This window comes from Flavitalea antarctica (assembly GCF_054461535.1).
This window is the reverse complement of sequence record NZ_JBTLQG010000011.1, coordinates 65,263-80,114: the sequence shown is the minus strand read 5'-3', so window position 1 is coordinate 80,114 and position 14,852 is coordinate 65,263. Positions and strand designations below refer to the sequence as shown.

At 44.8% G+C, this 14,852-nt stretch carries 9 protein-coding genes; 2 read left to right on the top strand and 7 right to left on the bottom strand.

Going from position 1 to position 14,852, the window contains the following annotated elements; translation table 11 throughout:
• Positions 1-198 precede the first annotated feature (198 nt).
• From ACX0G7_RS12620 to ACX0G7_RS12590, 7 genes are all read right to left on the bottom strand, one after another.
• Complete coding sequence (locus ACX0G7_RS12620) at positions 199-1,473, bottom strand: hypothetical protein (protein WP_458923840.1); 1,275 nt, start codon at positions 1,471-1,473, stop codon at positions 199-201.
• A 107-nt stretch (positions 1,474-1,580) separates the two neighbouring features.
• Entirely contained in the window at positions 1,581-3,284 is a 1,704-nt protein-coding gene (locus ACX0G7_RS12615) for an alpha-L-fucosidase (protein ID WP_458923839.1), read from the bottom strand.
• 133 nt (positions 3,285-3,417) lie between these two features.
• Positions 3,418-5,562 carry an outer membrane protein assembly factor BamB family protein gene (locus ACX0G7_RS12610; RefSeq protein ID WP_458923838.1) on the bottom strand — a complete coding sequence of 715 codons (2,145 nt, stop codon included), beginning with the start codon at positions 5,560-5,562 and terminating at the stop codon, positions 3,418-3,420.
• Positions 5,563-5,722: 160 nt separating this feature from the next.
• Positions 5,723-6,607, bottom strand: a complete 885-nt coding sequence (locus tag ACX0G7_RS12605) for a sugar phosphate isomerase/epimerase family protein (protein WP_458923837.1) — start codon at positions 6,605-6,607, stop codon at positions 5,723-5,725.
• A gap of 21 nt (positions 6,608-6,628) precedes the next feature.
• Positions 6,629-7,486, bottom strand: a complete 858-nt coding sequence (locus ACX0G7_RS12600) for an AraC family transcriptional regulator (protein WP_458923836.1) — start codon at positions 7,484-7,486, stop codon at positions 6,629-6,631.
• 96 nt (positions 7,487-7,582) lie between these two features.
• Positions 7,583-8,896, bottom strand: coding sequence for a sugar porter family MFS transporter (locus ACX0G7_RS12595; RefSeq protein ID WP_458923835.1), 1,314 nt, complete (start codon positions 8,894-8,896; stop codon positions 7,583-7,585).
• The gene (locus ACX0G7_RS12590; RefSeq protein WP_458923834.1) at positions 8,896-9,720 is read right to left on the bottom strand and encodes a phytanoyl-CoA dioxygenase family protein; all 825 of its coding nucleotides are present in this window, start codon (positions 9,718-9,720) and stop codon (positions 8,896-8,898) included. Before ACX0G7_RS12590 ends, ACX0G7_RS12595 begins: the two co-directional genes overlap by 1 nt.
• 581 nt (positions 9,721-10,301) lie before the next feature.
• Between ACX0G7_RS12590 and ACX0G7_RS12585 the strand changes: the two genes are divergently transcribed.
• Together ACX0G7_RS12585 and ACX0G7_RS12580 are read left to right on the top strand one after the other, a co-directional pair.
• Positions 10,302-11,426, top strand: coding sequence for an ROK family protein (locus ACX0G7_RS12585; RefSeq protein WP_458923833.1), 1,125 nt, complete (start codon positions 10,302-10,304; stop codon positions 11,424-11,426).
• 56 nt (positions 11,427-11,482) lie between these two features.
• Positions 11,483-14,851 carry a SusC/RagA family TonB-linked outer membrane protein gene (locus ACX0G7_RS12580; RefSeq protein WP_458923832.1) on the top strand — a complete coding sequence of 1,123 codons (3,369 nt, stop codon included), beginning with the start codon at positions 11,483-11,485 and terminating at the stop codon, positions 14,849-14,851.
• Position 14,852 lies beyond the last annotated feature (1 nt).

Below are 14,852 nucleotides of genomic sequence, written 5' to 3'. Positions count from 1 at the left end.
ACATATCATGGTTATAGGATAACACTATATGAGCAATTATTGATACTTTCACGCCATCTTTTGCCCGACTTACTTGTGATATGCTGCTTTAAAATAAACAGTAGCGTCTTGTCAACAGTAGCAGGGTATCGGGAGGAATAGAAGTTGCATCTTTCAAACAATCACCGTTCCGAACGCCAATTAGCAACGCGTCTTAGTTCAGTTACCTGAAACCAGCTTCGTTTCCAGCCAGTCTTTCCAAATATGCTTTACACAGGCATAACCCTTGTTTGCTTCACTTATTTTTTGCACCATCAGCTTTCCATTAGCCAGCGACTGATAGCCGTTTTCTAATTTAAAAATCAAATCGTTTGACCCAACCATCATTCTATTATCCATTTCTCTTGATATAATTGTTCGATCTACTTTTCCCAGGAGCTCTAATGTTGTCCTTGTGATTACATTGTTCCACCAGCCTTCGTAACAGTACATGGCGGCACTTCTTTCTCCAAAAGCATCAGTGGTTTGAAACTCGTAACACATACCTTGCTGCCCTTTGTAGGGTGACGAAGCGTTTATGGTGTAAGCCTTACGGGACAGGCTGCTATCTGTAACAACATGTACATACATCTTCTGATGTAAATCTTTATAAAGCCGCGTTGGGTGATAAGGTAACTGCGTACCGTTTACTAAACTTTGATAAGTAAAGGGCATTTTAACGCCCTTAGTAACACCTCCGCCGGCATCTTTACCGCCGTTTTCCAGCAAGGCTTTGCCAGCAGCTGTCCAGGCATCAATGATATTCTTAAACCTGTACTTTTTCAGTTGTGCCATATATTTGTCAAAACTGAAATCCTTTAGTATGTTGTCAACGGCATCTTTACCGCCGAAAAAATGAAAGCCGGCAATCATTATTCCAACATAACCTTCCTGATGGTTGGGGTTCCATGTTTTTCGCCAGTCGTAGGTTTGGTATAAATCGGTTGAGATTTGATTATAGAAATTTTGACAGTAATTACCTGCCACTACCAAACACTTCATCAAAAAGCTGAGTTGCTCCCGCTCTTTAATTTTCAATTTGTTCCATAGGGTTGAATTATATTTAATCAGTACCAATGCCTGCGCCAATGGATTATCGGCCCAACCTGCAATGGTACCGCGGCATGAGGGTTCGTTTCCGCCTGCCAATAACACTCGTAATTGCTGTATGATTCTATTGTGAACTGCCTGCACCGGAAAATTTTCAGTTGGACGGGCCCGGTATAAATAACTGGTAAAAGCCAGATAGTACAATGCTTTACCTGCTTCCAATGCATCGATATTCAATGAAGGAAAAAAATATTCTTTTCCTATGCCGCTATCATTTTTCCAACGAAGGTCTTTAGCTGTTAATGCAGCCTCCAGGGCGGTTGGCGAGTAGTATTCCTGGGCCAGACATGCATGTGCCCTTATGAAGACAAAGATCAACAGTAATATTATCCAATTCTTTTTCATTATACTGATTTAAGGCTTCGCCACCCAGGGTTAAACTAAAGCTGATGATGAATATGAATATTTTCAGGCATACCTGCACAAAAACTTCAGGCATTGATACCTGTAATTTATTGGCTGGTGTTCACCGGTGCCATCAGTCTCAATTCTGCAACCTGCAGTGCCTGGCCCGCTTTCTTTACAACATCGATTTTAACAAAGCGAGCCTTTACCTCATCAAAGCTTAAGACAGGCGGGCTGCCCAGCACACCCCTTCTCTGGAGTATCGTTCTCCATGCGTCGTTTGCACTTCCCCGAACACTAAGTTTAAGTCCATAGGAATGATTCCATTCAACGGTTTGTCCCTTCTCTGAAACCGATAGCGAGCTGATAGGCTTCGCGCTTCCAAAATCAACAAAAAGGCTACTGACACTGTCCTCCAACGCCGCCTCCCAGGCTGTTTCGCCCAGGTTGTCAAAAAGATTTGCGGGACTGTAGGAAGTATTCTTATTTTCTTTAAGTGCTGAGGAGGTCGTATTTTGTACAGTTGCTAAATTTTCCTGTCCATCAACAATCGGCAAATCAAAAGCAGTGCGGTCCAATTCCATTCGAACCACTGTGAATATCGGTTTGGTGCCACTTACGCGATCATGAAAACGGAGCGCAAGTTCCTTTCCCCTGCTACTCCATGATACCGGTTGTCCATCCAGTCTTTTTAATTCCCTGATCTTTGCAGGCAATAGTGGAAGGGTTAGCAGGGTATCCACTTTATCGGAGACAAACAAGTACACGAAATTTCCCTTACAAGTAGCCGCTCCCCATTCGCCATCGCGGTAAGGTCCTCCCCTGCTTTCATGTACTGCTTCTTTATTCGTCGTCATCCAATCGGCAAACTGCTGTAAGCGTTCGGCATCCGGTGGGTATAGATTACCATCCTCCATCGGTCCTACGTCCAGCAAATAATTGCCATCCCTTGAGATCGTATACACAAGGTTCCGAAGCAGATCCCGGAAAGGATACGGTGGCATGGGTTTATTGTAAACCCACCCACTTGGGTTTATGGCTTCACAGGTTTCCCAGGGGGCTTTTCGATCAAAAGGCCCTACCATTATTTCAAATGAAAGAAAGTCTTCTTTGACTGCTCCATGAATTCCGAGCATGATCTTCGGGTTCCGGGCATACACCCGGGCAGGCACTTCCCTGGTCAACCTCTTCCACTTATCCATGGGTACAGGTTCAATACCATCAAACCAAAGCACAGACACCGGGCCATAGTTGCCTGTCAGCTCGTCCAGCAAGCCCAGGTAAAAGCTGTTATAACGTTCATGGTTAACCGTATTATAGTCGGGATGCTTCCAGTCTTTTGGAGAAATCTGCCAGCCAAGGGCCAGGCCCTGGCGCCGGCAAGCTTCTGCAAAGAGTTTAGCCACATCTTTTCCATAGGGTGTTTTCATGATATTATAATCGGTCGCTTTTGTGTCGAACATACAAAAACCGTCATGATGCTTTGCCACAAACACAGTATAACGCATACCTGCCTGGTAAGCTAGTTTGAGCCATTTATCGGGATCGTAATGAACCGGGTTGAAGCTTCTATAAAATGTATCATACACGTTGGCAGGCACGTCTCCATGAGGATTGAGCGCGCTTTTCCGTCCATGCGAATGCGAATGAGCAAGACCCTTTCCCGACGATGGTCCCCAGTGCACAAACAGACCCATTCGCAGGTCGCGCCATTGCCGGAAAGCTTCCTGTTGATTTCTTTGCTGCGACAATAGAGCACCCGGCGTCAGAGCCAAGAAAACGAGGGCAAAAAGACCCGTAATACAACGCATAAAGAGATTTTTATCTGACTAAAACAGCTAAAGACTGATTACGAAGTGCAGGAACAATAACCGGGTTAACCCTATGTGAAAACACCGTGGTACAAATGAATGTTAGCCGGCCCTCTCTTTTAGTGTACTACTCTCAAAGACTGAATGTAATGTAGCCACCCTTAAAGCCGGCAGCAGGATTCGGGCTTACGGCAACCGTGAGGTATTGTTTTTCGTCTATCGAATAGGTACAAGGTATAGCATTGGCCGCTCCAGGCAGTTCCGTTTCCCAGAGTACGGCGCCCGTTTCCTGGTCAAACGCCCTCAACTTGCGGTCGCCGGTGGCTCCAATGAAGATAAGGCCGCTTGCCGTGGCAATGCCTCCGCCCCTGTTGTACATCCCTGAGTTCTTAATACCTTTCTTCGCCAGCCGGCTGTCTTCTCCAAGAGGTACCTGCCATCTAATTTCACCACTGTTCAGATCAATAGCGTTCAGTGTACCAAAAGGCGGCTTTATAAGAGGTATCTTACCGGAATCAACAAAAAAATCATAGCCTGAAAACCCATACGGCTCTTCGCTCCCGCTTTCTTCATCTCCTTTCTTTGCCTTTAGCGCGGATGCGGGAGACGTGTTTTTCAGATACGCAACAATGTTATCAATCTGCTTCTGCGGTAAGTGTTGGAAAGAAGGCATCGGTTCCGCCCCTTTCTTTACAACACTTGCAATTTTAGCCGCTGAATATAGTTGTACTTTTTCGCTGATATCCGGGCCTGAAGTCGTGCCCTTCTGATCCTTTCCATGACAGGAGCTGCAATTGAGCTGAAACAAAGTTTCACCATCCAGCACGTTATTGGCAGCTAATTTTTTCAGGTCTTTAATTTGTAAGAACCCGGGAAGATCCGTTGCATTAACGAACAATACACCGCTTGATGGATTGTAGGATGCCCCGCCCCAGTTTGCGCCACCATGGGCAGCAGGCACAATAACAGAACCATTTAAATCAGGTGGAACATAAACATCAGTGCTGTACTTATCCACCTTTAGCCGGTCAGTTACATATCTGAGAGCTGCTGAATCAAGTGATTCATAAAACTCCCGTTGATACCCCTGCCGGGTAAAAGGTGCGGGCCTGGTGGGTATGGGCTGCGTAGGCCAGGGTTTTTCTCCAGGCATCGGGCTTACTGTACTCACCGGCCTTTCCTCAATAGGAAACAAAGGATCTCCGTTGTCGCGGTCAAATAAAAAAACATAACCCATTTTGGTTACCAGGGCTACGGCATCTTTTTTCTTACCCTGATGGGTAACCGTAACAAGATTTGGCGGAGATCCGTTATCACGGTCCCATAGATCATGATGGGTGGTCTGAAAATGCCAGAGCCGTTTACCAGTTTTGGCATCAAGGGCCAGGAGGCAATTTGCAAATAAATTCTGCCCTTCACGATCGGCACCATAAAAATCAAATGATGGAGACGCAGTGGGCACATAAACAATACCCCGCTTCTCATCCAGCGCCATTCCGCCCCAGCAATTGGCTCCGCCATTTTTTGTTCGGGCCGTCGCGGGCCAGGTCTCATACCCATATTCGCCTTTCAATGGTATGGTATGAAAAATCCATTCGAGCTTTCCGGTATTCACGTTGAACGCTCTTATATCACCGGATACAGAGGGTAATTCATCCGGCACTTTACAACCGACGATATACAGATCTTTAAATATAACACCAGGTGCATTATTGGTTACCGCTACCCGTTTGCGCATTGCGGTGTCCAACGAAAGACCGGTATAAAAATCAACCCTGCCCCCGTTACCAAAACTTTTGATAAGGCTGCCGTCTTCGGCACTGATCGAATAGAGCGTCGCACCATAAACAAAAAGAAGGACGTCAGGACCATCCTCAACTTCATGATAGGTTAATCCCCTCGTCCATGTGTTGATGTCAGTACTGTCCGGAACAAAGGACCAGAGTAGCTCACCTGAGTCCGGGTCTAAAGCAACCAACTTTTTTGAAGGCATAAACGCAAACATTCTGCTCTTTACCACAAGGGGATTAAAAAGAATACTCGTGCCGATTGTGCTGGTATCCTGGTACTGCCAGACTTGTTTTAGCTGGCTGACATTTTTTTTGGTTATCTGTTCGAGTGATGAGAATTTGTTTTGGGAAAGATCTCCTCCATAGTGCCGCCACTCCTGGCGTTTGGATGCTAACCGGTCGTGGCAAGCGAAACCAATGAATACTAAAGCAAAAATGATGGTGACGGTTACGATACGTTCAAGACCTTTATCTTTTATTATTTTCATGTTACGCCAGGTAGTTAATTTATCCAAACAGTAGTTTTCAAACAGTAGTTACTTTACGCAAACAGCAGCTTTATGTTTTGCAAACAGTAGCTTTATGTTTTGCAAACAGTAGTTCTATATAATTCAATCAGTAGTTTCATTTTATTGAAACAATAGTTTATTATTTGTTGATCATTTGCAGTTGCTGTTTATAAGTCTGCCACTGCCTTATGCTGGTCTGGACTAGTTGCGCCTTGTTGCTTTTTATATTATAACATTGGATCGCGACGGGCACCTTCATCTTTAAATCAACCAGTGCATAACGAAGCAATCCGTAGGTATCAAAATCTCCGCTGCCCAACGGCAGTATATAATCTTCCCATATCACCGGCTTTTGGCTTACAACATTGTTGGCGCCGTTTATGATGATCATTTTGATATGGGGCGCGGCGGTTTTCAACTGGGTTTGGAGGGTTGCACGTTCCTCGCTGTTGGTCGTCGCTAACCAATGACAGAGGTTAAATGACACACCAAGGTTACTCTTATTCACCTGCCGCGCCAGGGCAACGGCATGATCAAAACGTTCGACATAAAAAAAACGGTGTGGATAAATGGCTACCTGAAGGCCAGCACTTTCTGCCCAGCCGGCAAGGTCCCTTAGCAAACGAATTACTAAGGTATCAGCGCCATGGGTGCCTGCGGGATTTGCCTTTGTATTGGGTATGTAAGGTGCCAGGATGAATTTCGTTCCCTTCAACTGACGGATATATCCGGGAAGACCCGGGTCAATATAAGGGGTATCCAGATTTAGTTTAAAGTAAAAATAACCCGCCTTTACCCCGGTTGTCTTTATCGCTTCATACATGGATTCAAAACTCTCCAGGCCGCTGATCTCAATCCCATCAAAACCAGCTTGTTTTACGTAACCCACTTGTTTGTCGGGAGTATTGTATACGGAGTCTCCTTTTATCATGTTATGTAACGCATACACAGGATTTCGCAATGCCTGGGCAGCGCATGCAACGACACTAAAGAGAAGCAGTTGACAAACAATTGTTTTTTTCATTGAAGATCATTTTCTCATTCTTCAGAGATAAGGTTCTCTGCTCATTTTTTTCCTATAATCCGAGGGTGACATTCCTTTGATTTCCCGAAATTGGCGACAGAAATTTGCCCAGTTATTGTAGCCGGATTCAGCGCAGATAGCGGATATCGGCCTTTGGCTTTTCGCCAATTGTTTGCATGCCTTTGCAATGCGCACTTCTTTGAGAAATTGGATATAGCTTTTCTTCGTATTTTTTTTGAAGAACCGCATAAACGTAGAAACACTCATGTTCAACAGCGTAGCCACCTGTTCCACTTTAATCTCTTCCTGCAGGTTGGCGAACGTGTACTCAAAAATTTTTCCTATCGCTCCCTCCGCTTCCCTGTGAATGGTGCCGCCTGATAGTGTCAGGTAGCTTCGATTCTTACGATTCTCCGCGATATGATGCAAACAATCAAAAAGAAGTCGAAAATAATGGTAGCCTTCTGAAGCTTCCATGGTCCGGATACTTTCGGAAAGGAAGCTTTTTGATGTCCCTGTTATTTGAACCCCTCTTGCTGACTGGGTTAGCAACTGCCGGATACTTTGCAGTTCGGGAAGCGACCAAAACTGATCTCCGAAAACCGACTCGCGAAATTGGATGACGATAGCACTTCCTATTGTATTTTCCTCTTTTTTTCTGAACCAGTGTGGTAAGTTTGAACCCAAAAAAAATATATCACCCTCCTCATAGTCCCCGATATAGTCGCCCACCAGGACATTCCCGGAGCCTTCTGTCATTAAGACGAGTTCGTATTCTACATGATAATGCCAGGGCGTTTCAAAATCAGGAGTACGATAGGTTCTGCAAACAAAGGAGGTATTCTCTTTTAAGGGCAGTTTTTGCAAAAGGTCTTTCAATTGCGAAAATTTAAAAGAAACGTAAAAAGGATACAGATACTACGGAATGTTCGGACACTACTGAACGGGGCCGCGTCCAGACAACGAAAATGAATGTTAATGCCCGGCAAATCTTATTTCTTCCAATGACTTACCTTTTGTTTCCGTTAGAAAGATAAAAGAAAAAACCAGCTGCGCGCCAGACATCAGCGTTAAAAAGGCAAAGGTACCTCCACCGCCGATTGTTGAAACTAACCACGGAAAAAGAAATACGACAAGAAAATTTGCCGACCAATTGGTGAGTGCGGAAAGCGACATCGCCTTTCCCCTGATGGCATTGGGAAAAATCTCTGCGACCAATGTCCAAAAAGCAGTACCAATACAAGTAGCAAAAAATGCCACATAAACCAACAGTAATACGAGCACCTTTGTACCCTCAAACTGATTCGTGAATTGCATATAGGTTAAGGCCCCCAAAGAGCTGGTCATCCCCGCCGAACCAAACAGATACAAGAATTTTCTTCCAACCCGGTCTATAATTGCCACTCCCAACAGCGTAAATAAGACAAAACAAATTCCAATGCCAAACGTCGAAAATAAAGCTGCGTCGATTTGCCAGCCGGCCGACTGAAGTATCCTTGGCGCGTAGTCTACAACCGTGTTGACACCCGACAGCTGTACCAGTATAGCCAGGGTGATTCCTGCCAGCAGTAATTTCTTTTCTGCACCGTCTTTCCAATTCAGGTTCCGCACAGCCTTCTCCCGTTCTCCCCCTAATAACTTCGCTAAAGCGGCCTTTCCTCCTTCTTTGCCGTATAACTTTTCAATGATGCCTTTTGCTTCCACGGTTCGACCCTTTAATAAAAGCCATCTTGGACTTTCAGGAACATATAACAGTAAACACCAAAAAGCTATGGAAGGCACTACACCGGAAATAAACATCCATCGCCAGTTCCAGCTACCGATATCGTGCAGGAGGTAACTAACCAGGTAAGAAAGCACTATTCCGATGGTGATAGCCAGTTGGTATAACGACACGATCTTACCTCTTTGCCCGGAGGGAGCACTCTCCGACAAGTACATGGGCGATAAAACGGAAACAGCACCCACTGAAACGCCACCCAGGAACCGGAATATAATAAACAAGCTAAAGTTTGGAGCCAGTCCTGTGGACAGCGAAGTGACGCCGAAAAGGAGTGCGATATATAATAGAACTTTCCTTCTTCCCCAGTTATCGGCTAGCTTTCCAGCCATGGCTGCCCCTAATACAGCTCCCAGCAAAAGCGAGCTGGCGCTCCATCCTACTTCCCATTCGTTCAGCTTAAAGTGTTGTTCAAGGAAAGGGATCGCCCCACCAATGATTCCTACATCAAATCCGAACATCAGTCCGCCCAGCGAAACAGCAAAGCCAATAAGGAAAGCGTTTTTCATTACTTCACCTTTAAGGTAATTTCACTCTCCTTGTTTAAAAAGTCTGCGCTTTCTACTTTGCGCGAACCGCTTTTCAATAATGCCTCATCCCCGACCATTGCTATGGGTTCGATGCACGACAGGTGCTTTTCACGGAAAGGAACGTTATAACTCAGGTTGTACGCCGAGATTACAGACCAGCGTGGTTTGTCTGAACGGTTGGCATCAGAGCGGTGGAGGATATTGGCGTGAAAGAACAATACATCCCCGGGTTGAAGCTCCACGTAGACAAGTTCCGACGTCTTTTCTGCCTCACGCACAAAGTCAGGATCTGCACCTTGTTGCTCGCCGATGAGATTGTGTTCAAAGCGTTGCATTTTGTGGGTGCCTTTCAATACCTGCAAACATCCGTTTTGGATCGTGGCTTCCGTAAGAGCTACCATTACGGAGATCATTGCTTCGGGATAGAGAAAACCATTTTTGTACCAATAGCCGTAATCCTGGTGCCATTCCCAGGCCCCGCCTGTCTGGGGCTCTTTTTGCATGATCTTGCTGTGAAAATGACAGACATCGCCCTGTTTTCCCAATAAAGACTCTACCGCCTTTACCAGTCTTTCCGACCGGGACATAAGCCCGAAAGAATCATCACCCGGAGTAAACCAAAGGGTAAGTTTGGTTCGTTTACCTTCCTGATCCACCAGGTCAAAGGCATTCTGGGTAACCGAGTCATCCGTGGCCAGGCGGTGCAAAAGATCAATTTCATCTTTGCTGAACAAGCCTTTTTTTACTAAAAAGCCATCGCGGTGGTATTGGTCCAGCTCTGCTCCTGTCAGTTGCGCAGTCATCTTAATTCAATTTTATTGTTGAGTGTATAGTTCAGCTTTTTGACTCATGATGCGCTCACGGCTGAACAATGTTTTGCCACCTGGGTCACAGAAAAGCATTGTTTTCGAAGAGCAAGGCATCTTTTATTATGCGCTCCGGGCAAGCCTCTGCACCAGGGCCCGACGATCCACAAAGGGAATCGCCAGAGCCTCATAAAACTAAGGGGACTTTGGTAGGCGCTGATGACTTATCTCAGCGTTCTTTTATACTATTTGGGCAATATAAAGGAAGGGAATGCGGATGTCTGTCAGAGGACAAAAAAGGATCAGTATTCGTCGAGTTCTAATCTTGTTGATGCTGGTGAGGAAGTTTATTCTGTCTCTGCCTACTCGTCGTCAAGATAACTTCCATATAAAAAATAAAAAGTTTTAGTTTTATTTAGAAATGTTTCATTACTTTATTGTTAAATTTCAAAAATTAACGTTTGTTTGACAAAATGGCTGACAAGACACCTACTTATAAACGCCTGATTCTTAAAGAACTATATTTTTCAAAAAGCGCTTCTTGCGCCATGCTGAGTTCCAGGATAAATAAGAGCTTAATGCTGACAACAAAGATTTTGAATGAACTCATAGAGGATGGTTCGGTGATCGAAACCGGGCTTGCACCGTCAAGTGGCGGTAGGCGGCCGGTAATGTATTCGGTAAAGCCGGATGTGATGAATATTGTTGCTGTAGCAATGGATCAGCGGGTGACCCGTATTTCGATAGTAAACATGGATCAGCAGAAGGTTCAGCCTGTTGTTTCTTTTTCACTGCACCTTGCTGATAATCAAAAGGCACTCTCCATTCTTGTAAAAAAAATCAAAGAGGTTATAGAAATGTCGGGTTTACCACCAGAGAAACTGGTTGGGATTGGCATTGCGATGCCTGGTTTTGTAGACGTCAGCGAAGGTGTTAACTATTCATTCCTGGACGCGAAGGGCACCTCGATTACTGAATTTGTTTGTCAACAAACAGGGTTGCCGGTTTATATCGATAATGATTCGAGCATGATTGCCCTGGCTGAACTTCGCTTCGGTGCAGCGATGACCAAGAAGAATGCCATGGTGTTGAATATAAACTGGGGGATCGGACTCGGACTTATTTTAAACAGGGAGCTGTTTCGTGGGTATAACGGATTTGCAGGTGAATTCAGTCACATTCCGTTATTCACCAACAACAAACCCTGCAGTTGCGGGAAGTTCGGTTGCCTGGAAACGGAAGCTTCATTATTAGTGGTCGCCGAAAAGGCACAGCAAGCGTTGCGGAATGGGCAAATGTCAATACTGAAACAATATACCGAAGATCATTTGGAAGAATCCAGCGAGGATATCCTGGTATCAGCAACCAAAGGTGACAGGCTGTCGATCGAGCTTTTGTCTGAAGCGGGGTATCATATAGGCAGGGGACTGGCGATACTCATACATATCTTAAATCCGGAATCGATTATTTTAAGCGGACGTGGATCAATGGCGGGGAAAGTGTGGCAGGCACCCATACAGCAGGCATTGAACGAACATTGTATTCCGAGGCTGGCAGCAAATACCGCCATCGAAATATCTAACCTGGGCTTTGATGCAGAACTTATCGGTGCTGCTGCACTGGTCATGGAAAACATAGAAACCGATGGTCGTTCAACAAATAGAAATGAAGCGGGGATGGAAATAGCCCACGATTTATTTTAACCGTAAATGCTATCGATTATTATTACTATAAACAAACAAACCAAAACTACACTGTAATGAAAAGACCCATTATCAGATTACTTCTTTTCGTTCTGATAAGCACCTGGACAACTTTTGCCATGGCGCAGGACAAAAAGACTATTACCGGGACTGTCAGAGATAGTTCCGGAGCTTCCTTATCGGGAGTTTCTTTCCTTGTCAAAGGAACTAAAACTGCCGGCACTACAGATGCGAACGGCAACTTTCGTGTATCAGTAGCCGGAACAGGACAAACCCTTGTTTTTTCGTCAATTGGATTTCTGACCCAGGAAGTTGCAGTAGGCTCCGGGGAGAACATGGTTGTTGTACTGGAGAATAATTCTGCTGAACTCAATGAAGTGGTTGTAACGGGTTTCGGTGTAAAAAGCCAGACGCGTAAACTTCCGTTTGCCGTCCAATCTGTTCCGGGCGAAGAACTTGTACGGGCAAATACTGCAAACGTAGTAAACGCACTCCAGGGTAAGGTTGCCGGTGTAATGATAAACCAGGGTTCTGGTGGACCTACATCGAGTTCAAGAATCCGGATCCGGGGTAATACTTCGCTGAGTGGAAACACACAACCCTTATTTGTAATCGATGGGGTATTGATTGAGCCAGGAGTTACCGGTGCCGATTCATGGGGAGCGGCTTCTGACTTCGGTAATGACATCAAAAACCTTAACCCTGACGACTACGAATCCCTTACTGTATTAAAAGGAAGTGCAGCAAGCGCATTATATGGATCTAAAGCACAGAATGGGGTAATACTTATCACTACAAAAAAAGGTAAGGGACGGAAAGGACTTGGTGTTAATTTCAGTCATACACAAAGTTTTGACCAGGCCTACCGGGTGATGGATGTGCAAAATGTTTTCGGGGCAGGTATCGTGGATACTTTCGCTATTGACAGGGCCACCGGGCAAAGCATAGTTGATCCGACAAATTATATATTCAGCTATGGTCCGAAATTCCAGGGTCAGCAGGTACGTGATCTGGATGGCTCAATGATTTCATGGAATCCGAATCCGGATAACATTCTTGAACCTTATCAAACGGGCCGTTTTATCAATACCAATGTGGCAGTTGAAGGGGGAAATGAAAGAACAACTTTTCGTTTTTCATATACCAACACACAAAGCAATAGTGTAGTACCAAATAATAAGTTAATAAGAAACAACTTCAATCTTCGCGCAACACAAAAACTGTCCAACGTATTTAACCTGGATGCATCAGTAAATTATGTTGCTTCGAAAGGTCTTAACCCATTGAGACAAGGTGGAAACGAAAACCCGGTTTTCGGACTTGTTTATGGTTTGCCCAGGAGCTATGACGCTTCTAAGTATAGCCAGATGTATATAGATACTGCCAGGGGTGGCCGCCGCCAGGATGCGACCAACTACTATGGATCATCCGGTCTTTGGTGGAATCTTTATGAGCAGAATCGTCAGCAAAGAGAACAGAATTTCAGAGCAAATGTCGACCTGACTGCGAATGTTACTCCATGGTTAAACTTCCTGGTCAGAGGTAACATAAATAATTCCAACCTGGTTAACGAAGAGAAGCTTCCAGGCCAGGGTGTGAATTATACTGGTGGTGAATATAGCATCTACAGCCGCGAACAGAGAACTATGCGTTTACAGGGGCTGGCTACCGCCACAAAAGCGTTTGGGGAGTTTGAAGGATCATTAACTGCCGGGGGCGAGACATACCGCGACCTTGGTGGAACCGGGGTAGCTTTGAGAACGGATGGCGGATTAAAAATACCCTTGCAGTATATCATCGCGAATTCTGTAAATTCTCCGGTTATAAATACCGACAGAACAATCAATCTTCCGAGATTCCGCACCGATGCGATCTATTTATACGGTGATGCTACCTGGAGAAATATGCTGACCGTCAATTTCAGTGCACGGAATGACTGGAATTCATCACTAACATATCCGCGTACAGGTGGTGGTGACTATTCATTCTTTTATCCTGCAGTTGGATTGTCATGGATATTTACTGAATTATTAACAGGCAGCGAAAAATTGGATTTCCTCTCTTTTGGTAAACTCAGGGCAAGTTATGGTCACACCGGTGCAGCCACCAATCCTTATTATACCAGCAGGGGATATTATGGTTTGCTGGGTAACTATCGTAGTGTAGCTGATGGCGATATTTCTTACTACGGGTATCCTGAAAATCTGTTACCAAACCCGGATGTAAAGAATGAGCTGACAAAAGAAATAGAAGTCGGTGCTGATATCCGGTTTTTCAATAACCGCCTGGGTGTTGACTTCACTTACTACAAGAAAAATACCTACAACCAGTTTCTCTCATTTGCCACTCCATCAGAAAGCGGTGTGAGTAACCGACTTTTTAATGGTGGAAATATCCAGAACCAGGGTATTGAAATTTTGATTTCTGCAACCCCGGTCAAAACAAAAAACTTCGAATGGACCACCCTGATCAACTATTCCAGGAACAGGAACAAGATTATTTCTTTAATTGAGGGTGTGGATTATTATGAGCTCAGCCTGGCTTTCGGTGCCGATGTAAAATCTATCGCCCGCGCCGGGAGAGATTATGGTACAATAATAAGTGGTTATTCTTATTCAACTTACCAGGCTAAAGATGCGCAGGGTAAACCGATCGATCACGTGAACAATGGCAAGAAGATGATCCTCACGAACGGTGCTTACAGAAGGAGTAGTGATGCGGGACAGGGTGAAAAAGAATTAGGTACGGCCATGGAAAGATATCTGGCCTCTAACATTAATACGTTCCGGTACAAAGACTTCACGTTAGGATTCCAGTTGGATGCGAAAATCGGGGGTATGATGGCTTCTGCCACTCACCAATATGGTTCAACTTACGGATCATTTGAAAGTACTCTTTTTGGTCGTTCAGCTGAGTATGGTGGTTTGAAAAGAAATGTCTATGCTACAGGTGGTACCGGAGTTGTTACTTCATCATTCAATGATGGTATTGTTCCCGAGGGCGTGTTCCCTGATGCGACTTCCTATGTTTCGCCAAAAGATGGTAAAACCTATAATTTAAGTGGGATGACTTACCAGGAGGCCTATGACAAGGGAATTATTGAACCGGTAAGTGCCCGTTTATATTATGCCCGTCTCACACAATGGTCAACTGGTATACGTGAGTATTCTGTTTTTGAAAATTCATGGGTAGCGGTACGTGAAATTTCATTGGGTTATAACCTTCCTAAAAAATGGGCTGGTAAAGCACATATGAATTCGCTTCGTGTTAACGTGGTTGCACGCAACCTGGGATACCTTTATACCACAACAAAAGACGGTGTGAATCCAGAAGGGCTGTTGAGTAATCGTCCGGGTGAATTCGCTGAATATGGTGGCCTGCCTTATGTCAGAAGTTTAGGTGTAACAGTAAACGCAGGATTTTAAT